The 23,529-nt window shown below is 74.4% G+C and carries 24 protein-coding genes and 1 pseudogene; 16 read left to right on the top strand and 9 right to left on the bottom strand.

The features are described 5' to 3' along the window. The first annotated feature begins 48 nt into the window (after window positions 1-48). A complete protein-coding gene (locus tag KSK32_RS08455) occupies window positions 49-993 on the top strand; it encodes a Ppx/GppA phosphatase family protein (RefSeq protein ID WP_216930090.1) in 945 nt (314 codons plus the stop codon). 75 nt (window positions 994-1,068) lie between these two features. Further along, window positions 1,069-1,875, top strand: coding sequence for a sugar phosphate isomerase/epimerase (locus KSK32_RS08450; protein ID WP_216930088.1), 807 nt, complete (start codon window positions 1,069-1,071; stop codon window positions 1,873-1,875). Between the two features lie 55 nt (window positions 1,876-1,930). Here KSK32_RS08450 and KSK32_RS08445 read toward each other — a convergent pair whose 3' ends face one another. From KSK32_RS08445 to KSK32_RS08435, 3 genes are read right to left on the bottom strand one after another with little or no spacing between them, the layout of a single operon-like run. Then, window positions 1,931-2,497, bottom strand: coding sequence for a CGNR zinc finger domain-containing protein (locus tag KSK32_RS08445; RefSeq protein WP_216930086.1), 567 nt, complete (start codon window positions 2,495-2,497; stop codon window positions 1,931-1,933). Between the two features lie 19 nt (window positions 2,498-2,516). Next, the gene (locus KSK32_RS08440; RefSeq protein WP_216930084.1) at window positions 2,517-3,683 is read right to left on the bottom strand and encodes a glutathionylspermidine synthase family protein; all 1,167 of its coding nucleotides are present in this window, start codon (window positions 3,681-3,683) and stop codon (window positions 2,517-2,519) included. A 1-nt stretch (window position 3,684) separates the two neighbouring features. Then, window positions 3,685-3,960, bottom strand: a complete 276-nt coding sequence (locus KSK32_RS08435) for a hypothetical protein (protein ID WP_231394852.1) — start codon at window positions 3,958-3,960, stop codon at window positions 3,685-3,687. Window positions 3,961-4,077: 117 nt separating this feature from the next. Between KSK32_RS08435 and KSK32_RS08430 the strand changes: the two genes are divergently transcribed. Beyond that, entirely contained in the window at window positions 4,078-4,998 is a 921-nt protein-coding gene (locus KSK32_RS08430) for a proline dehydrogenase family protein (protein ID WP_216930082.1), read from the top strand. A 7-nt stretch (window positions 4,999-5,005) separates the two neighbouring features. Here the strand turns inward: KSK32_RS08430 and KSK32_RS34905 are convergent. Beyond that, a pseudogene (locus KSK32_RS34905) lies at window positions 5,006-5,170 on the bottom strand (VOC family protein); the annotation flags it as partial. Window positions 5,171-5,208: 38 nt separating this feature from the next. Between KSK32_RS34905 and KSK32_RS08425 the strand changes: the two are divergent. The 10 genes from KSK32_RS08425 to KSK32_RS08380 all read left to right on the top strand — a co-directional run bounded on the left by KSK32_RS08425 (window position 5,209) and on the right by KSK32_RS08380 (window position 15,003). Next, a complete protein-coding gene (locus KSK32_RS08425; protein WP_216930080.1) occupies window positions 5,209-6,003 on the top strand; it encodes an alpha/beta fold hydrolase in 795 nt (264 codons plus the stop codon). Continuing rightward, window positions 5,996-6,565, top strand: a complete 570-nt coding sequence (locus tag KSK32_RS08420; RefSeq protein WP_216930078.1) for a TetR/AcrR family transcriptional regulator — start codon at window positions 5,996-5,998, stop codon at window positions 6,563-6,565. Before KSK32_RS08425 ends, KSK32_RS08420 begins: the two co-directional genes overlap by 8 nt. 151 nt (window positions 6,566-6,716) lie before the next feature. After that, window positions 6,717-8,408: a hypothetical protein gene (locus tag KSK32_RS08415; RefSeq protein ID WP_216930076.1), complete on the top strand. Its 1,692-nt coding sequence runs from the start codon at window positions 6,717-6,719 to the stop codon at window positions 8,406-8,408. A 29-nt stretch (window positions 8,409-8,437) separates the two neighbouring features. Beyond that, window positions 8,438-9,835 (top strand): efflux RND transporter periplasmic adaptor subunit, encoded by a 1,398-nt coding sequence (locus KSK32_RS08410; protein WP_216930074.1) that lies wholly within the window; start codon window positions 8,438-8,440, stop codon window positions 9,833-9,835. Next, window positions 9,832-10,680 carry an ABC transporter ATP-binding protein gene (locus tag KSK32_RS08405; RefSeq protein WP_216930072.1) on the top strand — a complete coding sequence of 283 codons (849 nt, stop codon included), beginning with the start codon at window positions 9,832-9,834 and terminating at the stop codon, window positions 10,678-10,680. Before KSK32_RS08410 ends, KSK32_RS08405 begins: the two co-directional genes overlap by 4 nt. Then, window positions 10,677-11,861: an ABC transporter permease gene (locus KSK32_RS08400; RefSeq protein WP_216930071.1), complete on the top strand. Its 1,185-nt coding sequence runs from the start codon at window positions 10,677-10,679 to the stop codon at window positions 11,859-11,861. The genes KSK32_RS08405 and KSK32_RS08400 overlap by 4 nt, the downstream gene beginning before the upstream one ends. Before the next feature lie 202 nt (window positions 11,862-12,063). After that, on the top strand, window positions 12,064-12,273 hold the full coding sequence (locus KSK32_RS08395) for a helix-turn-helix domain-containing protein (protein ID WP_013288759.1): 210 nt from the start codon (window positions 12,064-12,066) through the stop codon (window positions 12,271-12,273). A gap of 220 nt (window positions 12,274-12,493) precedes the next feature. After that, complete coding sequence (locus KSK32_RS08390; RefSeq protein ID WP_007465623.1) at window positions 12,494-12,595, top strand: 30S ribosomal protein bS22; 102 nt, start codon at window positions 12,494-12,496, stop codon at window positions 12,593-12,595. Window positions 12,596-12,715: 120 nt separating this feature from the next. Next, window positions 12,716-13,789 (top strand): NAD-dependent epimerase/dehydratase family protein, encoded by a 1,074-nt coding sequence (locus KSK32_RS08385; RefSeq protein WP_216935924.1) that lies wholly within the window; start codon window positions 12,716-12,718, stop codon window positions 13,787-13,789. Between the two features lie 356 nt (window positions 13,790-14,145). Continuing rightward, entirely contained in the window at window positions 14,146-15,003 is an 858-nt protein-coding gene (locus KSK32_RS08380) for a lysophospholipid acyltransferase family protein (RefSeq protein ID WP_216935922.1), read from the top strand. 16 nt (window positions 15,004-15,019) lie between these two features. Here KSK32_RS08380 and KSK32_RS08375 read toward each other — a convergent pair whose 3' ends face one another. The 3 genes from KSK32_RS08375 to KSK32_RS08365 form a co-directional block, all read right to left on the bottom strand. After that, complete coding sequence (locus KSK32_RS08375) at window positions 15,020-15,898, bottom strand: HAD family phosphatase (RefSeq protein WP_216930069.1); 879 nt, start codon at window positions 15,896-15,898, stop codon at window positions 15,020-15,022. Window positions 15,899-16,007: 109 nt separating this feature from the next. Then, window positions 16,008-16,865 carry a DUF5667 domain-containing protein gene (locus tag KSK32_RS08370; RefSeq protein WP_216930067.1) on the bottom strand — a complete coding sequence of 286 codons (858 nt, stop codon included), beginning with the start codon at window positions 16,863-16,865 and terminating at the stop codon, window positions 16,008-16,010. Window positions 16,866-17,147: 282 nt separating this feature from the next. Continuing rightward, window positions 17,148-18,119, bottom strand: coding sequence for an ECF subfamily RNA polymerase sigma factor, BldN family (locus KSK32_RS08365; protein WP_216930065.1), 972 nt, complete (start codon window positions 18,117-18,119; stop codon window positions 17,148-17,150). A gap of 494 nt (window positions 18,120-18,613) precedes the next feature. Here KSK32_RS08365 and KSK32_RS08360 point away from each other — a divergent pair, with 494 nt between their 5' ends. Genes KSK32_RS08360 through KSK32_RS08350 form a run of 3 tightly spaced genes read left to right on the top strand, consistent with a single transcriptional unit; the run spans window position 18,614 to window position 21,198 of the window. Next, window positions 18,614-20,287, top strand: coding sequence for an AMP-binding protein (locus KSK32_RS08360; protein ID WP_216930063.1), 1,674 nt, complete (start codon window positions 18,614-18,616; stop codon window positions 20,285-20,287). Then, a complete protein-coding gene (locus KSK32_RS08355) occupies window positions 20,277-20,531 on the top strand; it encodes a glutaredoxin family protein (protein ID WP_013288752.1) in 255 nt (84 codons plus the stop codon). The genes KSK32_RS08360 and KSK32_RS08355 overlap by 11 nt, the downstream gene beginning before the upstream one ends. A 25-nt stretch (window positions 20,532-20,556) precedes the next feature. After that, window positions 20,557-21,198: an HAD family hydrolase gene (locus tag KSK32_RS08350; protein ID WP_013475152.1), complete on the top strand. Its 642-nt coding sequence runs from the start codon at window positions 20,557-20,559 to the stop codon at window positions 21,196-21,198. A 9-nt stretch (window positions 21,199-21,207) separates the two neighbouring features. Here KSK32_RS08350 and KSK32_RS08345 read toward each other — a convergent pair whose 3' ends face one another. Together KSK32_RS08345 and KSK32_RS08340 are read right to left on the bottom strand one after the other, a co-directional pair. Then, window positions 21,208-21,864, bottom strand: coding sequence for a response regulator transcription factor (locus KSK32_RS08345; RefSeq protein ID WP_216930061.1), 657 nt, complete (start codon window positions 21,862-21,864; stop codon window positions 21,208-21,210). A 102-nt stretch (window positions 21,865-21,966) separates the two neighbouring features. Beyond that, on the bottom strand, window positions 21,967-23,271 hold the full coding sequence (locus KSK32_RS08340) for a sensor histidine kinase (RefSeq protein ID WP_216930059.1): 1,305 nt from the start codon (window positions 23,269-23,271) through the stop codon (window positions 21,967-21,969). Window positions 23,272-23,529: the final 258 nt, after the last annotated feature.

Genomic DNA, 23,529 nt, shown 5'->3' with positions numbered 1-23,529 from the left:
CGCCCAGCCGCCGAGCCGACGAAACGTGTTGGCCCTAGTGTCTCTCCCATGCGACTGGGTGTCCTCGACGTCGGTTCCAACACGGTGCACCTGCTGGTGGTCGACGCCCACCACGGCGCGCATCCCTGGCCGGCGCACTCGGAGAAGGTGGTGCTGCGGCTGGCCGAGCAGATCGGGCCGGACGGCGCGCTCACCGAGGGCGGCGCGGACGGCCTGGTCAAGGCGGTCGGCATGGCCCGGGCGGCGGCTGACGGGCTGGGCGCCGAGGATCTGCTGGCGTTCGCCACGAGCGCGGTCCGCGACGCCACGAACGCCGCCGACGTGCTGGCCCGCGTCCGCGACGAGACGGGTGTACGCCTGGAGGTGCTCTCCGGCGCGGACGAGGCGCGGATGACGTTCCTGGCGGTGCGGCGGTGGTTCGGCTGGTCGGCCGGGCGGCTGCTGGCCATGGACATCGGCGGCGGCTCGCTGGAGCTGGCCGCCGGCATCGACGAGCACCCGGACGTGGCGATCTCGCTGCCGCTCGGCGCGGGGCGGCTCAGCCGGGAGCGGCTCGCCGTCGACCCGGCCGGTCTGGCGCCGCCGTCGGCTGAGGCCGTGGAGGAACTGCGGGCGTACGTCGACGCGCAGCTCGACCCGGTGGTGGAGCAGTTGACAGCGGTGGGCTGGGAGCGCCCGGTCGCCACCTCGAAGACGTTCCGCACGCTGGCCCGGCTCGCAGGCGCCGCGCCGTCCGGCGCGGGGCTGTGGGCGCGCCGGAGTCTGACCCGTACCGGGCTGCGGCAGGTGCTCGGCTTCGTCAGGCACATCCCGCCGGCCCAGTTGCCCGAGCTGGAGGGGGTGAGCGCGCAGCGGGCGCACCAGCTCCTCGCGGGCGCGGTGGTGGCCGAGGCGGTGATGCGCCGCCTCGACGTCGACTGTGTGGACGTCTGCCCGTGGGCGCTGCGGGAGGGAGTCATCCTGCGCCGGCTGGATCAGATCGCGCCGATGTGACCGTACGGGCACTCTGCGTTGCTTTGCGGTTGCTCGTCCCGATGCTTGCTGGTGGTTGGAGCTACCCTCGGAGGCGTGACCTACCGCGTTCCGGTGCTCCTGTCCACGTCCTCGGTCTTTCCCGAACGGACCGCGGCGGCGTTCCAGCTCGCCGCCGAGCTCGGCTACGACGGCATCGAGGTGATGGTCTGGACCGACCCGGTCAGCCAGGACGCGGGCGCGCTGCGCGGCCTCGCCGAGCACTACGGCGTCCCGGTGCTGTCGGTCCACGCCCCCTGCCTGCTCGTCACCCAGCGGGTGTGGAGTCCCGACCCGTGGGAGCGGCTGCGCAAGGCCGCCGAGCTGGCCGAGACGATGGAGGCGCCCACTGTCGTGGTGCACCCGCCGTTCACCTGGCAGCGTGACTACGCGCGTACCTTCGCCGACGGGCTCGACACCATCGCCGGGCAGTTCGGCGGCGTGCACTTCGGGGTGGAGAACATGTACCCGGTGCGGATGGCCGGGCGGCAGTTCGTCCCGTATGCGCCGGGCTGGGATCCGACCGAGATCGGGTACGCCTCGTACACGCTGGATCTGTCGCACTGCGCGGCCTCGCACACCGACGCGATGGCGATGGCCGACCGGATGGGGTCCGGGCTGGCGCACGTGCACCTGGGCGACGGCACCGGCGAGGGGCGTGACGAGCACCTGGTGCCCGGCCGTGGCGGCCAGCCGTGCGCGGAGATGCTGCGGTCGCTCGCCGGGCGGGGGTTCACCGGCTCGGTAGCGGTGGAGGTGACCACCCGGGGCGCCAAGAGCCGCGCGGTCCGCGAGGCGGACCTGCGGGAGTCCCTGGAGTTCGCCCGCGCCAACCTGACCGCGCCCTCACCGGTCGACGTCTGACCGGCACACGCCGCCCCGGCCGCTCGCACACGGGCGGCGGCCGGAGCGCCGGAGGTCAGCTCACCGGGGACAGCGGCTGCGCCGGGACGGCCTGCTCGCCGACCGCGGCCCGCTTGCGGGCCCGATGCGCTGCCACGTGGGAGCGGGTGGCGCAGCGCTCGGAGCAGAACCGCCGGCAGCAGTTGGACGAGGTGTCCAGGTAGACGTTGCCGCAGCGGTCGTCGGCGCAGACCCCGAAGCGGGCGCTGCCGTACTCGCACAGCCACACCGACAGGCCCCAGACCGCGCCGGCCAGGTATTCGGAGGAGACCGACGCGCCCCGGCTGGTCACGTGCATGTGCCAGTCGGAGGAGTCGTGCCCGGAGATGCGCGGCTGCACGGGGAACGCCTCCAGCAGCGCGTTCAGCTCCGCGACCGCCTCGTTGTCCCGGCCCGAGGTGCCGTACGCGAAGACGTCCCGGAGGCGCTTCTGCGCCCGCCGGAAGATCGCCAGATCCCGTTCCGCGACCTCGTCGCGCATCCAGCCCTGCTCGTCCGAGAAGACGGCCCGCAGGCCGTCGAGGTCGTCCAGCCGGGCGTTGACGAGCTCGACCCCGGTCCGGGCGTACGCGTCGAAGTTCACGACACCAACGGTAGACGACTCAGAGCGCACGCGGTGCGTCGATGTAGTGGGGCAGGAACCGCGCGTAACCGTCAGTGATGAGGCTCTCGCTCTCGCGTACGCCGACGCCGGCCGACTCGCCGTCCACGATCCAGCTCCCCAGCACCGTCCGGTTGCCCTCGAACTCGGGCAACGCGCGGAACTCCTGGAAGCAGAAGCCCTCGTCGCCGTAGATCCCCGGGTTGGTGATCTCCGTGTCGCCGGTCACGATGCGTACCGAGCCGCCTTCGCGGCCGAATAGCGGCTTGGCCACGTACTCGGTCATGCCGCGCGGCGAGTCCAGGTAGGCGGGCAGCAGGTAGTCGTGCCCCGGGTACATCTCCCAGAGCACCGCCAGCAGCGCCTTGTTCGACAGCAGCAGCTTCCAGGCCGGTTCGATCCACGTGGTGGGCGTGCCCGGGTCCAGCGCGGGCCGCCCGTACGGCTCGGCCAGCATCCACTCCCAGGGGTAGAGCTTGAAGCAGGTGGTGATCGGCCGGTCGTCGGCGTCGACGAAGCGCCGCCCGTCCCAGCCGACCTGCTGGATCGGCATGAGCGTCACGTCCAGCCCGGCCTGGCGGCCCGTCTCGGCCAGGTAGCCGGCGGTGATCTGGTCCTCGCCCGACTCCTCCTCGGAGGACCAGAGCACGTGCGCCCGCGGCTCGTGCAGTCCGGCGCCGATCTTGGCCCACGCGCCGACCAGCCGTTCGTGCAGGCTGTTCCACTGGTCCGCGTCCGGGCGGGTGTGCTCCAGCCAGTACCACTGCACGATGCTCGCCTCGACCAGCGCGGTCGGGGTGTCGGCGTTGTACTCCAGCATCTTCGGCGGGCCGCTGCCGTCGTACCACAGGTCGAACCGGCCGTAGAGCGTCGGCGGGGACTCCCGCAGCGAGCGGGCGACCGCCTCGGCGGCCCACTCGGGGATGCCGAACTCGGCGTACCGGCGGCGGGCCACCACGTGCTCGGCGGCGGCCACCGACATCCGGTGCAGTTCCTCGGTGGCCTCCTCCAGCCGGAGCACCTCGTCGAGCGTGAAGGAGTATGCGGCCGTCTCGTCCCAGTACGACATGATCTCGCCGTCGGGCAGCTCGGTGTCCACGTACACCAGGCCCTGGGCCCGGATGGTCTCGTCCCAGCCGGGGCGCGGCGTGCTCGCCTCGCGGCGCACGTCAGCCGCCGCAGGAGGCGAGGTGGGTGCCGAAGCCGCCGCGCTCGGGCAGCGCGGCGGCCGGGGCGGGTTCGCCGCGCCCGGCGGTGGCCGGCGCGGGCACGCGCAGGGCGACCGCGACGGTGTCGCCGCCCCCGCCGGCCGGTCCGAGCGCGCAGTCGTCATCGTCGTCGTCGTAACCGTTGTTGCAGCCGGAGAGCGCGAGGGCCAGCGCGGTCAGCGCGCCGAGCTGCACGGAGGCCGAGCGGAGCCGGCGCCGGGGGTGTCGTCGATCCACGTGCTTGTTGTAGCCGATCCCCGCCAGCCGGGGGTGCCCGGCCCAGGCCGGGGGTGGAACGGAGCGGGCCTCGGACGCACCCGGCGGGGGCCCGGTGGTGAGCGTTACGCTCGGCTCATGCTCCGTTCCGTCATCCTCGCCGCCTCCCGGTCTGCCCAGGTGGAGCGGCTCGTCGCGACGGCCCCGTTCACCCGGGACGTCGTCCGCCGGTTCGTCGCCGGCGCCGCCACCGACGACGCGCTGCGCGCCACCCGCGAGCTGGTCGCCGACGGCCAAGCGGTCACCCTCGACTACCTGGGCGAGGACACCACCACCCCGGAGCAGGCGAACGCCACCCGGGACGAGTACCTCACGCTGCTGAGCCGCCTCGCCGCCGCCGGGCTCACCCCGGCCGCCGAGGTCAGCGTGAAGCTGTCCGCGCTGGGCCAGATGTTCGACGAGCAGCTCGCGTACGACAACGCGCGGGCGATCTGCGCGGCGGCCGACGCGGCGGGCACCACTGTCACGCTGGACATGGAGGACCACACCACCACCGACTCGACGCTGGACATCCTGGCGAAGCTCCGCAAGGACCACCCGGGTACGGGCGCGGTGCTCCAGGCGTACCTGCGGCGGACCGAGTCGGACTGCCGGGAGCTGGCCTCGGCCGGGTCGCGGGTGCGGCTGTGCAAGGGCGCGTACAAGGAGCCGGAGTCGGTGGCGTACCAGTCCGCCCGCGAGGTGGACAAGTCGTACGTGCGCTGCATGAACGTGCTGATGTCCGGCGACGGCTACCCGATGCTGGCCACGCACGACCCGCGGCTGATCGCGATCGGCGAGGACCGGGCACGCTGGTTCGACCGCGAGCCGGGCCGGTTCGAGTTCCAGATGCTCTACGGCATCCGCCCGGAGGAGCAGCAGCGCCTGGTCGGTGAGGGCTACACGGTGCGGACGTACGTCCCCTACGGCGACCAGTGGTACGGCTACCTGATGCGCCGGCTCGCGGAGCGCCCGGCCAACCTGGCGTTCTTCGGCCGCGCGGTGCTGTCGAAGAAGTGAGTCGGTCGTTCGACCAGGCCCGGGCGCACAGCACGAGGCGGTAGCCGTCCGGGTCGGCGAACGTGACACCCCACCTGTCCCAGTAAGGGCCGGCGGAGACCCTGGTCCCGCCGGCCCGTTCCAATTTCGGGACCAGCTCGTCGTCGGCCGGGCCGTCGAGGTGGAGGTCAAGCTTGACGCGGCTTGGCTAAGCGAATTAGCTTCAGGGCTATGACGGTTAGCCAGGTGGTCCGGGACGGCGGCACGATCGCGTACGAGGCGCACGGGTCGGGGCCGCTCGTGGTCCTCTCGCACGGCATGGGGGAGAACCGGGCCGCCTTCCGGCACCTGACGCCCCGGCTGGTCGCGGCCGGTTACCGGGTCGCAGCGGTCGACGTACGCGGGCACGGCGACTCCAGCCCGCACTGGCCCACGTACGCCCCGGAGCAGGTCGGCGGCGACCTGCTCGCCGTGGTGCGGGCGCTCGGCGGCGGGCCGGCCACCCTGGTCGGCAGTTCCTCCAGCGCCGCCGCGATCGTCTTCGCCGCCGCCGAGGCGCCGGAACTGGTGAGCGGCATCGTGCAGGTCAGCCCATTCGTCGGCACCCCGAAGCCGAACCCGCTGATGCGCCTCGCGCAGGCCGCCGTCCTGCGCAGCCCTCGGCTGTTCGGGCTGTTCCACCGCACGCTGTTCCCCTGCGGGCGCCCGGCGGACGACGCCGCGTACCGCAAGGAGCTTGTCGCCAGGCTGCGCGGCCGGATGGCCGCGGTGCGCGGCGTGATCGCACCCGTCGACCCGCACTGGACCGCGCGGGCGCCCGAGGTGCGCCGGCCGGTGCTGGTGCTGATGGGCACGAAGGATCCGGACTTCCCCGACCCGGGCGCGGAGGCGCGGGCCGCACGCCGGCTGTTCGCCGTCGCCGAGGCGCGCATGATCGCCGACTCCGGGCACTACCCGCACGCCGACCAGCCCGATGCCACCACCGCCGACCTGGTCGAGTTCCTGGCGGTGACCACCGGTGCCTAGGGCCGGCCTGACCCCGGCGACTGTCGTGCGGGAGGCCGCCGCGCTCGCCGACGAGGCCGGCTACGACCGGCTGACCCTGGCCGCGCTCGCCGCCCGCCTCGGCGTCGCGCTGCCGAGCCTCTACAAGCACGTGCGAGGCGCGGACGCGCTGCACCAGAAGCTCGCCGTGCTCGCCACCGCCGAGATCGCCGACGTGCTCACCACCGCCGCCGCGGGCCGCTCCGGCGGCGAGGCGTTGCGCGCCGTCGCCACCGCCTACCGGGAGTACGCGCGGCGGCACCCCGGCCGCTACCGGGCCGCCCAGCGCGCGCCCGACCCGGCCGACCCCGACCACCTCGCCGCCGGGGAGCGCGCGGTCGGCGCGATCCGCGCCGTCCTGCTCGGGTACGGCCTCGACGGCGACGCCGCGATCGACGCCATCCGGATGTTCCGGGCCGCCGTGCACGGCTTCGTCGCGCTGGAGGCGGCGGGCGGATTCGGGCTGCCCCGCGACACCGACCGTTCCTTCGGTGAACTCGTCGCCGGCCTGGACCGTGCCTACCTCTCCTGGGAGAACCGATGAAGGCGCTGCTGACGCTGACAGGCACCCCGATCTGAGAGATCTTGGAAGGATTCGGCCCCTCTGGGGGCACTTTCCTACCAAGATCTCGCGGCGGGGCGGAACAGCGGCGGGACTCTTTCCCGGAACGCCCGATTGGTCGTACCCTTCGCCGGTGACCGACGGCGACGAGCAGCCTCCCGGCCGGACGACGGACGGCGACGAGCCTCGTCCCACCGACGGCGCCGCCGACGCCGGCGCGAGCGCCGCCGACCCGAGCACCGACAAGGCGAGCGCCGACGACGCGAGCGGCGACAACGCCAGCACCGGCACCGACCGCGCCGCCGACGGGAGCACCGACGACGCCCGCGCCGCCGACGTCGGCGGCGACGACGCCCGCGCCGAGGCCGTGCGCGCGGTCGCCACCAGCGCGAGCGTCGACAATGCCGGCGCCGGCAACATCGACGCCGCTCGCGCCGACGACGCCCACGCCGACGTGGACGCCGCCGTCGACGTACCCGCCCCGGCACCGGACTGGGCGTCGTTGCCGCACCTCGCCGCTGGTCCGGCGTCGTACCCCGTACCCCTGGCGCAGCCGGACCCGGCGCGGACGCGGGCGGTGCGGCAACGGTGGCGGTGGCCGCTCTGGACCGCGCTCGGGCTGGCGCTCGGCCTGGTGGCGGGCGCGGTGCCCGGCGTACTCCTGCGGGAGTCGGCGCCCGATGCGGCCGGGCGGTCGGCCGCGAAGGACGAGCCGGGAACGGCGGCGCAGCGGCGGCTCGGCGAGCGGATGCTCGCGCTGCTGGACCGGCAGGCCACCGCGCTCGTCGGTGCGGACCGGCCGGGCTTCCTCGCGATCGCCGAGCCGGCGGCCCGGCCGGCGCTGAGCCGCCGGTACGCGGCGCTGCGGGCGCTGCGGGTCACGACCTGGCGGCCGGCGGCCGACGGGGTGCCGGCGGAGGCCGACGGGCGGCCGGGGGAGTGGCGGTTCGTGGTGACCGTCGGCTACTGCTTCGTGGTGCCGGACTGCGCACCGAGCACAGTGGAGCTGAGCACGCGCTGGCGGCTGGCGGGGGAGGAACCCCGGCTGACCGCGCTGGAACCGTCCGAGACCGACCCGGCGGGCGTGCGGCCGTGGCAGGCGAACGACCTCGCCGTGACGGTCGGCAAGCGGGTGGTGGTGGCCACCACCCCGGCGCAGCGGCGCAAGCTGCCCGGCCTGCTCGCCCAGGCCGAGACCGCGGCCCGGGCTGCGGACCGGTACGCGATCGGCGGCCGTCCGCCGGACCGGTACCTCGTCTTCTACGCCGGGAAGGGCGAGTGGCAGCGTTGGTACGGCGGTGGGCGGCCGAAGTGGACAGCCGGTTACGCGGTGGGCGTCGGGGGCGGGCGCCACGACGTGGTGCTCAACGCCCAGATCGTCACCCCGGCCGGCATCGACGACCTGCTCCGGCACGAGCTGACCCACGCCGCCTCGCTGCCGGACCGCGGCTACGCCGACCGCGCGGACTGGTGGCTGGTGGAGGGGCTGGCCGAGTACGCCGGGGCCGACGGCCAGCCGGTGGACCGCTACGACGGCCTGGCCGAGGTGCGGGACCTGCTGCGCGGCGGCTGGTCCGGGCGGCTGGAGGTGGTGGCGCCCGCCGACGACGCGAGCGACGGCCGGGTCGGCGGCGCGTACGGCGTCGGCTACCTGGCCGTACGCCACCTGGTCGACAGGTACGGCGAGCAGCGGATGCTGGACTTCTACCGGGCCGTGGTGCACCAGGGCCGGACCCCGGATCAGGCCGCCGACGAGGTGTTCGGCGACCCGTGGCCGATGCTGCACGACGACTGCGTGGCGTACGTGCGGGCGGTCGTCGGCTGACCCGTCGACGCCTGTCGACTGGTCGTAGCATGGTGCGGGTGGCCCGCACTCCCTCGCCGCGGCTGCCCGCGGCCCGCCGCCCCCGTCTCGTCACCGCAGTGCTCGCGGTCGTCGCGCTGACCGGCACGACCGCCGCGTCCTGCGGCGACGACGCCCCGGCGGTCACCGTTGCCGAGGTGGGCCGCGCGCCGGTCAGCGAGGTGATCGACGCGCCCGCCACCGTCACCGCGCGGGCCGCCGCCACGCTCACCGCCCCCGCCGACGGCACACTGGCCCGCCTGCGGGTCCAGCCGGGCCAGCGGGTGAGCCGGGGGCAGGTGCTCGCGGTGATCGACTCGCCCTCGGCCCGGGACCGCCTGGCCAAGGCGCGGGACGCGTTGCGCGCGGCGAAGCGGGCCGGGCGGGGCACCGGCACGGGCGACCTGGGCGGCAGCCGGCGCGGCACCGACCGGGCCGCCGACGAGGCGTTCGCCGCCGCCCGCGCCGCCGCCGGCAAGGTCGGCGACCCGCAGGTACGCGCCGCGCTGCTGATCCACGTCCAGTCGGCGCAGCGGCAGTACGAGTCGGCGGCCCGCGCCGCCGACCGGGCCGTGGCCCAGGTACAGCGCGGCGTCGCCGGCCTCAACAGCGCCGTCGGCGCGCTGTCGGCCGCGCAACGACTCCAGGCCCAGCAGGCGTACGACCTGGCGAAGGCGACAGTGGACGCGCTGACGTTGCGCGCGCCGATCGCCGGTGTGGTGCAGCCGGGCGGCACCCGGGCGGCGGCTCCGGCCGACCTGGCCGGGCTGCTCGGTGCGGCCGGTGGCGCGGTGGTGCCCGGTCTCGACCCGTCGGCGCTCGGCACGGGCGGGCAGGGCGGCCCGCCGCCGGGGGTGGACGACGCGATTCCGGCCGGTGGCCGGGTCACCGCCGGGACGCCGGTGCTCACCGTGGTGGACATCGGCCGGCTCGGCCTGCTCGCCGAGGTGGACGAGACCGACGTGCTGCTGGTCCGGGCCGGGGTGCCCGCGTCGGTCGAGCTGGACGCCGTGACCGGCGCGACGTACGACGCCACGGTGCGGTCGGTCGACGTGCTGCCCACCAGCTCGGCCCGGGGCGGCGTCACCTACCGGGTCCGGCTCGACCTGGGCGCCGGCCGTCTCGGTGAGGCCGATGCCGCTCCGGCGCCCCGCCCCGGCATGAACGCCGTGGTGCGGCTGCGGGTGCGGGAGGCCGCCGACGCGGTGGCCGTGCCCGCGTCGGCGGTGTTCTCCGCCGACGGGCGGGACGCGGTCTGGGTGCTGCGCGACGGCCGGGCCGGCCGGGTGCCGGTGACGGTCGGCGTGCAGGGGCAGGACCTGGTGCAGATCGTCGACGGCGTACGGGCCGGTGACCGGGTGGTGGTGCGCGGCGCCGACCAGGTGCGCGACGGCCAGGAACTGCCGTGACAGTACCGGCGGTCGAGGCGGTCGACGTCTGGCGCACGTACGAGCTGGACGGCGTCTCGGTGTCCGCGCTGCGCGGGGTGTCGCTCACCATCGACCAGGGCGAGTACGTGGCGGTGATCGGCCCGTCCGGCTCGGGCAAGTCGACGCTGATGCACCTGCTCGGCGGGCTGGACCGGCCCAGCGGCGGCCGGCTGGTGATCGGCGGGCGGGACGTGACCACACTCACCGCGCCGGAGCTGGCGACGCTGCGCAACGAGACCATCGGCTTCGTGTTCCAGGCGTTCCACCTGCTGGCCCGGACGTCGGCTGTGGACAACGTGGCGTTGCCGCTGGTCTACCGGGGGGTCGGGGCGCGGCAGCGACGGGAGCGGGCGGCGGCGATGCTGGGCCGGGTCGGGCTCGGCCATCGGCTGCACCACCGGCCCAACCAGCTCTCCGGCGGCGAGCAGCAGCGGGTGGCGATCGCCCGGGCGCTGGTCACCGAACCGGCGGTACTGCTCGCCGACGAGCCGACCGGCAACCTGGACAGTGCCACCGGCGAGGCGGTGCTGGAGCTGCTGGAACGGCTCAACGCCGAGTCCGGGGTGGCGCTGGTGATGGTGACCCACGACCAGGAGGTCGCCGCCCGGGCACACCGGCGCATCGCGGTACGGGACGGGCTGATCCGGTCCGACAGCCTTCATGATCGACCGCCGTCGGACGGCTCCGGCGCACCTGCGACACTGGACCCCGCTCCCAGCGCGGAGCCCCGGTCCGCGTCCGGAAGCGGCCCGGGGCACCCGCCCGGTGGCTCCGGTGGCGCCACCGGAGCCACCGGGCGCCTTCCGCGGGGAGACGCCGGATGAGGCTGGCCGAGGCGTGGCGGGTGGCGTCCGACGCGCTGCGGGCCAACCGGATGCGCAGCCTGCTGACCATGCTCGGAGTGATCATCGGGGTGGCCTCGGTGGTGATCCTGGTGGCCATCGGCACCGGCACGAAACAGCAGGTGGAGCAGCAGGTCGAAGGGCTCGGCTCGAACCTGCTGCTGGTGGTGCCGGGCCGGATCGAGGTGGGCAACGCGCCGGTGGTCTCGCCGCTGGACCTCAACGACGCGGACGCGGTGTCCCGGGTGGTCGGCGACCCCGGCCGGGTCGCCGTCACGGTGGCCTCCGGCGCGACCGCGCGGGCCGGCAACCGGTCCGACTTCACCACCGTGCAGGGCGTCCTGGAGACCACCCCGTCGGTGTTCACCAGGTCGCTGTCGCGGGGCCGCTACCTCACCGGGGCGGACGTGGACACCAGCCGCCGGGTGGCGGTGCTCGGCGACTCGGTGGCCCGGGCGCTCTTCCCCGACCGTGATCCGCTCGGTCAGCAGGTCACGCTGGCCGGCGTGCGGTTCCGGGTGATCGGCGTCTTCGCCCCGCTCGGGCAGAGCCTCGGCGTGGACCGGGACGACGAGGTGCACGTACCGGTGACGGCGGCGCAACGGCTGTGGGGCACCCAGCGCATCGACGGCATCGCGGTGAAGGCGCCGGACCGGGAGCGGATCGACGAACTCGGTGACCGGATCGTCGCGGAGCTGTCGCGCCGGCACCCGGACACCGAGTTCAGCGCCGTCACCCAGCGGCAGATCCTCGGCGTGCTCGGTGACATCCTGGGCGTCCTGACCGGCGTGCTGGCCGCCATCGCCGGCATCTCGCTGCTGGTCGGCGGCGTCGGCGTCTCCAACATCATGCTGGTCTCGGTACGCGAGCGGACCCGCGAGATCGGCCTGCGCAAGGCGGTCGGCGCCCGCCCCCGCGACATCGGCGTCCAGTTCCTGCTGGAGGCGGTGCTGCTCACCTCGGTCGGCGGGCTGACCGGGATGGCGCTGGGCGTGGGCACCGCGCTGCTCGTGGACGCGCTCTCGCCGATCCCGGCGGCGATCACCTGGTGGTCGCTGGCGCTGGCGTTCGGCGTCTCCGCGGCGGTCGGCATCGTCTTCGGCGTGGTGCCGGCCCAGCGGGCCGGACGGCTCGACCCCGTGGTGGCGCTGCGCGCCGAGTAGGCGTTACCGGACGAGCCACCCGTCCGGGCGAAAAAGCCCTGGTGGACATCGGGTGAACGGCTGTCTCGCCATGATCAAAGGGTGGAAGGGATCGCGCAGGTCACAGCCGTCCCGCTACCGTACTGGTTACACGCGCGTCGCTCGTCGAGGCGGGAACACCTGCCCGGTGACACGCGCCGGGCACGGAATGGGTCGGTGAGCCATGGCCGGGTCGCAGTCCGACGCACGGCTGTCGGATGTCAGGTTCCTCACCGTCGCCGAGGTGGCGACGGTCATGCGGGTCTCCAAGATGACCGTCTACCGCCTCGTGCACAGCGGTGAGCTCACCGCGGTACGGGTCGGCCGGTCTTTCCGGGTGCCCGAGCACGCCGTGCACGAATACCTCCGGGGCGCCTTCCAGGAGTCCGCCTGAGCACTCGCCGCACCGGTCCGCCGAGTGCGACGAAAAGGGGCATCGACGGGGGCGCGTTGGTCCTGCTGACGCACTCCGGTTAGGCTGGGCCACGACCGTGACCGCTCTCTGGTGTGCCCTGCCCACCACGCTGGTCCGGTCCGTTGTCCGCAAGGGTCACGGCGCCACCCGCGGTGGTGCCGTCCGGTCCGCCCCGCACGTTGCATCGAAAGGCTGTCGTATGGGCTCGGTGGTCAAGAAGCGCCGCAAGCGCATGGCTAAGAAGAAGCACCGCAAGCTGCTGCGCAAGACCCGCGTCCAGCGTCGCCGTCTCGGCAAGTGACCGGGGCCGGGCTCTGGCCCGGCACCCGGCACCACTTGCCAACTGTCGACCCTCGGAGGCTCAGGTGATCAGGCCGTGGACGTCCCGGCTCGATCCCGCCTGCCGCGCAAGGCGCACGACATGACCCCCGGTGACACCTCCGGTGCCCCGGGGGTCGTCGTCGTCACCGGGGTCGGTCGCTGGCTCGGTGCCCACGTGGCCGCCCGGCTCGCCGCCGACGAGCGGATCGAGCGCGTCATCGGCGTCGATCCGGCGCCACCCAACCCCGAGCTGACCGACCTGCTCTCCGACGTCGAACGGATCCGCCTCGACCTCGACTCGCTCGGCGGCCTCCTGCACGACCTCGACGTCGACACGGTGGTGCACCTGGCGCTCGTCACCGCCCCCGACCCGCAGCAGGGCGGCCGGGCGGGGATGAAGGAGCAGAACGTCATCGGCACCATGCAGCTGCTGGCCGCCGCGCAGCGCGCGCCCCGGCTCCGCAAGCTCGTGGTCCGTTCGTCCACCGCCGCGTACGGGGTGTCGTTCCGCGACCCGGCCGTCTTCACCGAGGAGACCGAGCCGCGCGAGGTGCCACGCGGCGGTTTCGGCCGCGACATCCTCGACATCGAGGGGTACGTCCGCGGGTTCCGCCGCCGCCGGCCCGACGTCACCGCGACGGTGCTGCGCTTCGCGCCGTTCATCGGATACGCCGCCGACACCACGCTCACCCGCTACTTCTCCCAGCCGGTGGTGCCGACCGTCTTCGGTCGCGACCCGCGCCTGCAGTTCGTGCACTTCGACGACGCGCTGGAGGTGCTGCACCGGTCCGTCGCCGAGGACCACCCGGGCACGTACAACGTCGCCGGGCCGGGAGTGCTGTCGCTGTCGCAGGCGATCCGCCGGGCCGGCCGGGTGGCGGTGCCGGTGCTGGAACCGGGCCTGGCCGGGGTCGCCGCGATCGCCCGTAGCCTCGGCTTCGGCCGGTACGGCTTGGACCAGGTGGACCTCTTCGTGCACGGTCGGGTGGTGGACACCAGCCGACTGGAGCAGGAGTACGGCTTCACGCCCCGTTCGACCGCCGCCGCGTTCGACGACTTCATCCGCGCCCACCACGGCGGCGTCGTGGTCACCCGGGACCAGCTCGCCACCGCCGAGCAGTTGGTGCTGGAGAGCATCCGGCAGGTCCGCTCGACCGTACGGGAGCGCTCGTGAGCAGCCCCGACGAGCGGCGTGACGCGCGTTACGACGTACCGCTGGGTGTGCCGGATCCGGGCGCGGAGCCGGCGCGGCGCAACGGGCACCGCCGGGTGACCGCGCCGTCCGCCCGCCCGGCGGCGGCCGATCCGGCGATGCACGACGAGCCGGACACCTCCGCCGACGAGCCGGGCGCCGCCGCCGGCGCGGGCGTTCCGGGCCCGGCCACGCCGCACCAGCCGGCGAAGAAGACCGTGGCGAAGAAGACGGTCACCAAGAAGGCCGTGGCGAAGAAGGCCGTCGCCAAGAAGGCGGTCGCGCCGCAGGCACCCGCGGACGAGGCGTCGACCGGGAACACCCCGCCGGGTCCGGCGGTGGCCGACCGGCCGGGCGACCACTGGGACCGCAAGGTGGCCCAGGGGCTGGCGTTCCTGCGGCGGCGGCTCGCCGGTGACTACGAGGTCGACGAGTTCGGCTTCGACCCCGACCTGACCGACGCGGTGGTCCACCCGCTGGTCCGGCTGCTCTACCGAGACTGGTTCCGCACCGAGGTCAGCGGCATCGAGCACGTGCCGGCCGAGGGCGCCGGCCTGGTCGTGGGCAACCACTCCGGCACCGTGGCGCTCGACGCGCTGATCCTCTCCACCGCGCTGCACGACCGGCACCCGGCGCGCCGCTACCTGCGGCTGCTCGGCGCCGACCTGGTCTTCCGGATGCCCGTCGTCTCCGAGATAGCCCGCAAGACCGGCGGCACCGTCGCGTGCAACCCGGACGCGGAGCGGCTGCTCGGCAACGGGGAACTGGTGGGCGTGTTCCCGGAGGGCTTCAAGGGCGTCGGCAAGCTCTACGCCGACCGCTACAAGCTCCAGCGCTTCGGGCGGGGCGGTTTCGTCTCCGCCGCGCTGCGTACCGGGACGCCGATCGTGCCGGTCGCGATCGTCGGCGGCGAGGAGATCTATCCGATGCTCGCCGACATCAAGCCGCTGGCCCGGCTGCTCAAACTGCCCTACTTCCCGGTCACGCCGACGTTCCCCTGGCTGGGGCCGCTGGGCATGGTGCCGCTGCCGAGCAAGTGGCTGATCGAGTTCTGCCCGCCGATTCCGACCGCGCACCTGCGCGACGCGGCGGACGACCCGCTCGTGGTGTTCAACCTCGCCGACCAGGTGCGGGAGACGATCCAGCAGACGCTGCACAAGCTGCTCGAACGCCGGCCGGACCCGTTCGGCCCCTGAGCCGGGCGGCGCGGGTTCACACGTCGCGGTGGCGGCGCCGGTGCAGCGCCAGGCCGGCCGTGACCGCGCCGGCGAGCAGCCCGGCGGCCGCGGTGGAGGGCACGGCGATGCGTACGGCCCGTCGCCCGGTGCGGAAGTCCCGCACGTCCCAGCCCCGCTCGCGGGCCTGCCGCAGCAGCGCCGGGTCGGGGTTGACCGCCACCGCGCGGCCGACCGCACCGAGCATCGGCAGGTCGTTCGCCGAATCGCTGTAAGCAGCGCACCGGGCCAGGTCCAGCCCTTCCACGGCGGCGAGCTGGGTGACCGCCTCGGCCTTCGCCGGCCCGTGCATCAGGTCACCGACCAGCCGCCCGGTGTACGCGCCGTCGACCACCTCGGCCACCGTCCCGATCGCGCCGGTCAGGCCGAGCCGGGCCGCGATCACCCGGCCGATCTCCACCGGGGCGGCGCTGACCAGCCACACCCGCTCGCCCGCGTCCAGGTGACGCTGGGCCAGGCGACGGGTGCCGGCCCAGATGCGCGGCGCCATCAGCTCGTCGAAGATCTCGTCGGCGAGGCGTTCCATGTCGTCGACCCGCCAGCCCTGGACGAAGGCGAGCGCGGCCTCCTTGGCCTGCGACATGTCGCCCGCGTGCTCGGTGGCGAGCAGCCGGAACCGTGCCTGCTGCCAGGCGAACCGGGCCAGGTCGCCGGCGGTGAAGTACTTCCGGGCGGCCAGCCCGCGGGCGAACCAGTAGATTGAGGCGCCCTGCATCATCGTGTTGTCCACGTCGAAGAACGCGGCGGCGGCAGGATCGGGCGTGACTGTGGTCGCCGGTGCCGACGGGGTTTCCGACCAGCCCGCGGTGTGCCCGTGCGCGTCGGTGCTGACGGTCACCTTCCGGCTCCCGGCCACGGTGACCTCCCTGCCTCGACGACGCGTGCCTGCTCCGGGTCGAGCGTATCCGGCACGGCGTGACGGCCGGGTGTCCGCCGGGAGAAGTGTGGCGCGGTACGCCCGCCCCTCAGCGGTCGGCCGGGCAGGTGGCCGGCACGGGCCCGAGCATGTCGCTGGCCTGCGGCGCGGGCTGCCCGCAGGCGATCGCCTCGCGGAGCGCGTCGGCGCGCTTGCCCGCCGCGTCGAGCAGGGACAGCGAGCGGCGGGTGCGGTCCCGGTCGGCGCCGTCGGGCCGGTCGAGCAGGCCACTGACCACCCGGCGCTGGCCGGCGAGGAACGTGTCCACCGCGTCCAGCGCCGTCGGGTCCGAGCGCTGCGCGGCGACAGTGGTCAGCAGGCGTACGCCCTGGCGGGTGTCCGCGTCCATGTCGTCCAGGACGGCGCTGAAACCGAGCCGGTCGTCGCGGACCGAGGCGGCCTCGTCGAGCCGGGTACGGGCGAAGTCGAGGAAGAGCTGCCCGCGGCTGATGTCCGAGCTGGCGAGTGCGAGCTGAGCGCGCTCGGTCGAGCGCTTCATGCCGTACAGGGCGTCACCGGGCAGCGCGTTCTCGCTCGCGGCGGAGATTCCGGACAGGGCGACCGCCCCGGCGGCCACGCCGACCAGGATCGCGCCCCGCGCCCGCGCCCGGCGGCCGGTGATGGCCGGTAGCAGCGCGCCGCGTACGCCGGAGGTGCCGGTCCTGGCCGGAGTGCCGACGCCCTCACGTTCGGCGGTGGCCACGAGCATCGCCCGCAGGCCGGTACGGAACTCGGCGTCCACCTCGACGTCGGGCCGATCGGCGATGAGCCGGCGGCCCACCTCGACGAGTGCGGTGAGTTCACCGTCCGCCTTGGACCGGACGTGGTGCCGGCGTCCGCCATTGGCCTCGTCGAGGAGTTGCGCGAAGCGCTCGGCTCGCCGACGGGAGAAGAGGTCGCTGTCCACCGCGGCACCCCCTCTCGCTGGTCACGGCCGGTCGGCCGTCGTCGTCACCAGCGACCGGTGGCAGCGTGTGGCCCCGGGCCGGCCGGAACGGCCGACCTGACCCGCCGGACCGGGTGGCCCGGGGGACGCCGGACAACCACTGGTCGCACCCGGAGAAACGGACCGCGCCGGTCGCCGGTTACGGCCGGGGCGGCGGCGAAATCACCGGGAGTGAAGGGTTGGTGGGGGTACGTCGGGCATGCGACACCGCCCGGCGTCCGTGCGCCGGCCGGGCCGGGACGATCAGGAGTGGAAGCCGTCGGGCAGCAGCCGGGCCAGCGCCCGGACCGCCCGATACTGCAGGGCCTTGATGGCGCCCTCGTTCTTGCCCATGGCGCGGGCCGTCTCGGCCACCGAGAAGCCCTGGAGGAACCGCAGCACGATGCACTCCTGCTGCTCCGGGTTGAGCTGCTTGACGGCGGTGAGCAGGGCGACGTTCGTGATGTGCTCCACCACGGCCGCCTCCGGGCTGCCCTCGGGCCCGCGGTCCTCCCGGTCGGCGTCCAGGACGTCACCGGTGGTGACCTCCAGCCGGTAGCGCCCGGACTTGAAGTGGTCGGCGACCAGGTTGCGGGCGATGGTGACCAGCCAGGCACCGAGGTCGCGCCCCTGCCAGGTGAAGCTGCCGATCCGCTTGAGCGCCCGCAGGAACGTGTCGGAGGTGAGGTCCTCGGCGAGCTGGCGGTTGCCGACCCGGAAGTAGACGAACCGGAACACGGTGTCGACGTACCGGTCGTAGATCAGCCCGAACGCCTCGGATTCGCCCGCCTGCGCGCGCTCGACCAGCGTCCACACCTCGGTGGCCGGGTCGGACGGGTCGGGGCGGCTCGGGAAGCCGGTGGCGGGCGCGGCGGCCGGCACGGCGGGCAGGACGGCGGTGTCGCCGGTGGTCACCGCCGGCAGGACCGCGGTCTCGGCGGCGGACGGCTCACTCCCGGTTGCCGCGTCGCCGCGTCGCGCCTGGGCCGGCATGGTCGGGCGGGCCGGGTTGCCCAGGCGGCCGGTCGCGGGCTTCGCGTTGCCGCCCGGGGTCGCGGGGCGGGGCGGCGCCTCGTTGGTGTGGTGCGCGCGGCTGCGGACGCGCCGCCCGTCGCCGCGTACCGCGAGCTGGCCGTCGGCGCCCCGCGGGCCGGGGTCCGCGCGCTCGTTGAGCGGGTTGCGCTGGGCCGGGCCGGTGACACCGGCCGGTCGTTCGGCGTAACCGAAGGTGGTCACCGCGCCTCCCCAGGCTTAGTGGACAGTGACCGCGCCGGAGGACCGGGTACCACCCGGTCGGGCACGGCCGGGTCGGGACATGCCGGCGGGCGGCAGATCCCCTTGAGGTGCTGGTCCAATGCGCTCACGGGCACGGGGGCCTCCTCGGGCTGAGGGGTGTCGACTCACGGCAAATGGGGTGAGCCGACCCGAGTGATGATAGGGCCAACGTCACCCACGCGTGGCAAGTCCGTTACACAGGGCGGAAGTATTTCCCGCCAGATCGCACACATGGCGGACCCGTTGTCCGTCGTGTGTGGTTGACTTTCGCGCCGGAGCCTGGTCCGTCGTGGAAAGTCCTGGTCGGAGCCGATTTTCTTTCGCTCGGCGTGTCGCGGGAGCGGTACGCCCGGTGCCCGTCCGGCGGTCCGTCCGGGCGCTGGCGGAGATCCTCATCCCGTGAACAGGAATCCCACGGAACGGCAATTGCAGTCCCGCGCGGCGGACCCGGCGCGGTGTTCGGGCATGGCCCGGCGGACGCGGCTGTGCCAGACTCAGCCACCGTGCAGGACGCCGCCGCAAGCTCCGCGCCGAACCTCGCCGACCGGCTCCGCCACGCCGCCGCGCAGCGGGGCGACCGGGCCGCGCTGCACTGGCGCGACCGGACGCTGACCTGGTCCGAGCTGGACGACGCGGTCACCGCCGCCGCCCGCGCGCTACCGGCCGCGCCGCCGGCCGGCGGAACCGGCCACCCACCCCGGGTGGCCATCGCGTTCGGCAACACGCCGGACTTCGTGGTCACGTACCTCGCCGCGCTCCGGGCCGGCCTGGTGGCCGTACCGGTCAACCCCACGCTCACCGCCCGCGAGCTGCGGCACGTCCTCGCCGACTCCGGCGCCACGGTGCTGGTCGGCGCGCCCGAGGTGACCGGACGGGTGGACGTCGCCGCGCTGCCCGCGCTGCGTGCCGTGCACACCGCGCCGCCGGTGGCCGGCGACGACGCGCCGACCCGGTTCCCGGCCCGCTCCGGCGACGACCTGGCCGTCCTGCTCTACACCTCCGGCACCGAGGGCCGGCCCAAGGGCGCGATGCTGTCGCACCGGGCGCTCGCCGCCAACCACGACCAGGTCGACCGCATCGAACCGCCGGTGGTCGGCCCCGGCGACGTCGTGCTGCTCGCCCTGCCGCTGTTCCACGCGTACGGGCTGAACTCCGCGCTCGGCGCCGTCGTGCGGCACGGCGCGACAGGCGTGCTCGTCGACGAGCCCGGCCCGGCCGGTGCGCTGGACGAGATCGCCCGGCACCGGGTCACAGTGCTCGTCGGCGTACCGTCGATGTTCCTGACCTGGTCCGAGGCGGAGCGTGACCCGGCCGCGGCGCTCGCCTCGGTGCGCGTCGCGGTGTGCGGCGCGGCGCCGCTGCCGCTCGCGGCCGGCGCGCGCTTCACCGAGCTGACCGGGCACCCGGTGCACGTCGGGTACGGGCTCACCGAGACCGCGCCGGTGCTCACCTCGACGCTCGTCGGCGGTGAGCCGAAACCGGGGTCGATCGGCCGCCCGCTGCCCGGCGTCGGGCTGCGCCTGGTCGGGTCCGACGGCACCGAGCTGTGGCGCGACGGGGTGCCCGCCGACGCCCCCGACGAGGACGAGATGGACCTCTCCGACGAGCCGGCGGGAACCGACCCCGGGCAGATCGTGGTACGCGGCCCGAACCTGTTCGCCGGTTACTGGCCGGACGGGCGGGGCGGCCCGGACCCGGACGGCTGGTGGGCGACAGGCGACGTGGCGTACGCCGACGGCGACGGCGACCTGTTCCTCGTCGACCGGCTCGGCGAGCTGATCCTGGTAAACGGCTTCAACGTCTACCCGCACGAGGTGGAGCTGGTGCTCCAGGCGCACCCGGGGGTGGCCGAGTCGGCAGTCCTCGGCGTGCCGCACCCGCGGACCGGCGAGACTGTGCGGGCGTACGTGGTCCGGGCGGCCGGCCCGCCGGTGACGGCGGAGGACCTGCTCGCCCACTGCGCGCGTAACCTGGCCCGGTTCAAGTGCCCGACCGCCGTCGAGTTCGTCGACAGCCTGCCGTACTCGGCGATCGGGAAGGTACGCAAGACCGAGCTGCGCCCGGCGCCCGCGGTGCCGTCGCCGGCGACGCCGACCGAGATCCGCACGGAGGTATCCGATGTCCAGTGACCCGAGGCTCATCCTGATCACCCGGCCCGGCTGCCACCTGTGCGACGACGCGAAGGCCGCGCTCGACCGGGTGGTGGCCGTCACCGGCGACCGCTGGGTGGAGCGGGACGTCACCGGAGACCTGGAGATGGAGCGCGACTACGGCGACCGGCTGCCGGTCGTGCTGCTCGACGGCAAGGAGCACGGCTACTGGCGGGTCGAGGAGGACCGGCTGCTGCGCGATCTGACCACGCCGCAGCTCTAGCACTATGGTGCTCCAGGTGACGGGTATGCGACGCCACCTCGTGTGGGACTGGAACGGAACGCTCCTCGACGACCTCGACCTGGTGGTCCAGGCCACGAACGTCGCCTTCGCCAGTGCCGGCGGACCGGCGGTCACGGCGGCCGAGCACCGGGTACGGTTCCGGCGGCCGATCGCCGACTACTACGCCGAGATGCTCGGCCGGGCCGTGGACGCCGAGGCGTTCGGGACGCTGGACCGGGTCTTCCACGACGCCTATCGGGCCGGGCTGACCACCTGCGCCCTGGCCGCCGACGCCACCACCGCGATCGAGTCCTGGGAGGGCAGCCAGTCGCTGCTGTCCATGTGGTTCCACGACGAGCTGGTGCCGACCGTGCACACGTACGGGCTGACGCCGCACTTCCGCCGGGTGGACGGGCTGCGCGCCACCGTCGGCGGCGGACACAAGGCCGAGTGGCTGGAGAAGCACCTCGCCGAGCTGGGGCTGGGCGGGCACGAGGTGGTGCTGATCGGCGACTCGCTCGACGACGCGGACGCGGCCGCCTCGGTCGGCGCCCGCTGCGTCCTCTACACCGGCGGCCTCTCCGACCCGGACCGGCTGCGCGGCAGCGGCCACCCGGCCGCCGACACGCTCACCGAGGCGGTGACACTGGCCCGGACGCTCGCCTGACCCGCCCGGTCAGGCGCGCAGGTGGGCCAGGACGGCCAGGACGCGGCGGTGGTGGGTGGTCGCGTCCGGGGGCAGGTCCAGTTTGGTGAAGATGTTGCGGACGTGCTTCTCGACCGCGCCGTCGCTGACCACGAGCGTCCGGGCGATGGCGGTGTTCGAGCGGCCCTCGGCCATCAGTGCCAGCACCTCGCGCTCGCGCGGCGTCAGTGACGCCAGCGGGTCGTCGCGCCGTCGCCGGACCAGCAACTGGCTGATCACCTCCGGGTCGAGCACGGTTCCGCCGCCGGCTACCCGGGCCAGGCCGTCGAGGAACTCGTCGATCGCGGCGACCCGGTCCTTGAGCAGGTAGCCGATCCCGCCGCCGGCCCCGCCCGCGGTGTCCAGCAGGTCGTCGGCGTACGACACCTCGACGTACTGGGAGAGCACCAGGATCGGCGTACCAGGCACCCGGCGGCGGGCCTCCACCGCGGCGCGCAGTCCCTCGTCGGTGTGTGACGGCGGCATCCGCACGTCCACCACCGAGACGTCGGGCCGGTGCGCCACCACCGCCTCGACCAGCGCGTCACCGTCACCGACGGCCGCCACCACCTCGTGCCCGAACTCGGTCAGCAGCCGGACCAGCCCCTCCCGGAGCAGTACGGCGTCGTCCGCGATCACCACCCGCATGGGTCCGGTGTCTATCACGCCCGGACCCGGTGGCCCCCCGGTGGCCCGGATACCGGGCGCGCCGCCCGGTCGCGCGACGGCCCGGAGTCCCGGCGGGCCGGGTCACCTCGGCAGTTCGGCGTGGATCCGGGTCGGCCCGCCGGCCGGGCTGTCCACCTCCAGCGTGCCGCCCGCCGCCCGGACCCGGTCGGCGATGCCGCTGAGCCCGTGTCCCTTGGCCACGTGCGCGCCGCCGTCTCCGTCGTCGGTGACGGTGATCTCCAGCCGGCCCACCTTCCGGGTGACCTCGACCCGGCAGGCGGTCGCCCGGCTGTGCTTCGACACGTTCGTCAGCGCCTCGGCCACCACGAAGTACGCGGTGCTCTCCAGCCCCGGGTCGAGCCGCCCGGCGGCGGTGCCCAGGTCGTCGTCGAGCGCCAGTTCGGTGGGTACCAGGGCGCGGGCGGCGAGCGCGGCGAGCGCGCTGGGCAGGCCCCGGTCGACCAGGATCGGCGGCGCGATGCCCCGGGACAGGGCGCGCAGCTCGTCCAGCGTCTCCCGGGTCTGCGCGACCGCCTCGTCGAGCGTCTGCCGGGCCGCCTCCGGGTCGGCGGTGAGCTGGTGGCGGGCCCGGCCGAGGTCCATGGCGAGCCGGACCAGCCGCTGCTGCGGGCCGTCGTGGATGTCGCGCTCCAGCCGGCGCAGCGCGACCGCCTCGGCCGAGGCGGCGGCCCGCTTCTGCTCCTCCAGCGTGACGATCCGCTGCCGCATCTCGGCCACGCCGGTGAGCAGCGAGTACGCCAGCCCGGCCTGGAGCCGGGCGCAGCCGCGCGCCATCAGCGGGAGGGTGAACAGGGCGAACAGACCGATCGCGGTGTTCAGGACGATCCGTGGGCCGGGGCCGTCGCCCATCCCGAGGAGCTGGCTCAGGTCCTGTTCGCCGGCGCCACGCGGGATGGCCCAGTCGTAGGTGATGTAGAGCGTGCCGCCCAGGGCCAGCACCCACCAGACCACCAGCACCACGAACGTGGGCACCGCCACGAGCAGCCGGACGAAGGCGTGCAGCAGGTCGAGCCACGACTGGGCGTCCCGGATCGGGGTGAACACCCGGCGCCAGAACCCGGCGCCCGGCTCCGGCCGCCGGTAGACCGGCCGTACCCGGGGCCGGTCCTGCACCCCGGCGAGCCGGAGCCGCTCGATGTCGGCCAGCCCGCGGGCCGCGTAGAGGAAGCCGGCGAGGATCGGCAGGCCGAGCGTGGTCACCAGCAGCCCGGCGCTGAGTGAGATCCCCACCACTGCCAGCACGAAGCTGACGAGCGCCAGCGGGAGGCCCACGAGTACGTAGGTGGTGTCGCGGGCGAGGCGGCGCAGGAGCCCTCGTACGGGGGAGAGCGGGGTGGGCGCGGTGGCCAGTGGCACGGCGGTCATGGTTCGAGGCTATGGGCGCGTGACCCGCCGACCCATCCCGCACGCTGGCCTGTTCGGGGTGGGGTTCTCCCTACTCGAAAACGTGAGCCTCGCCTCGCCACGCCGGTCACGGAGCGCTACGGGCCCCGCGCGATTGGTCAGGGAAGTCTGGATTGAGCAATAATCGCCACGCGCCGCCGAGAGACGCGGTTGATCGATCTTACGGGAATGGAGGGGCAGGTGAAGGCGCGTCGCGAGCTTTCAAGATCGCGATTTGTG

Origin of the sequence: Micromonospora sp. WMMB482, from assembly GCF_019038635.1 — a bacterium.
Classification (GTDB): Bacteria; Actinomycetota; Actinomycetes; order Mycobacteriales; family Micromonosporaceae; genus Micromonospora; species Micromonospora marina.
Note: the sequence above shows the minus strand (reverse complement) of the source record. Positions and strands in the feature narration are given on the sequence as shown.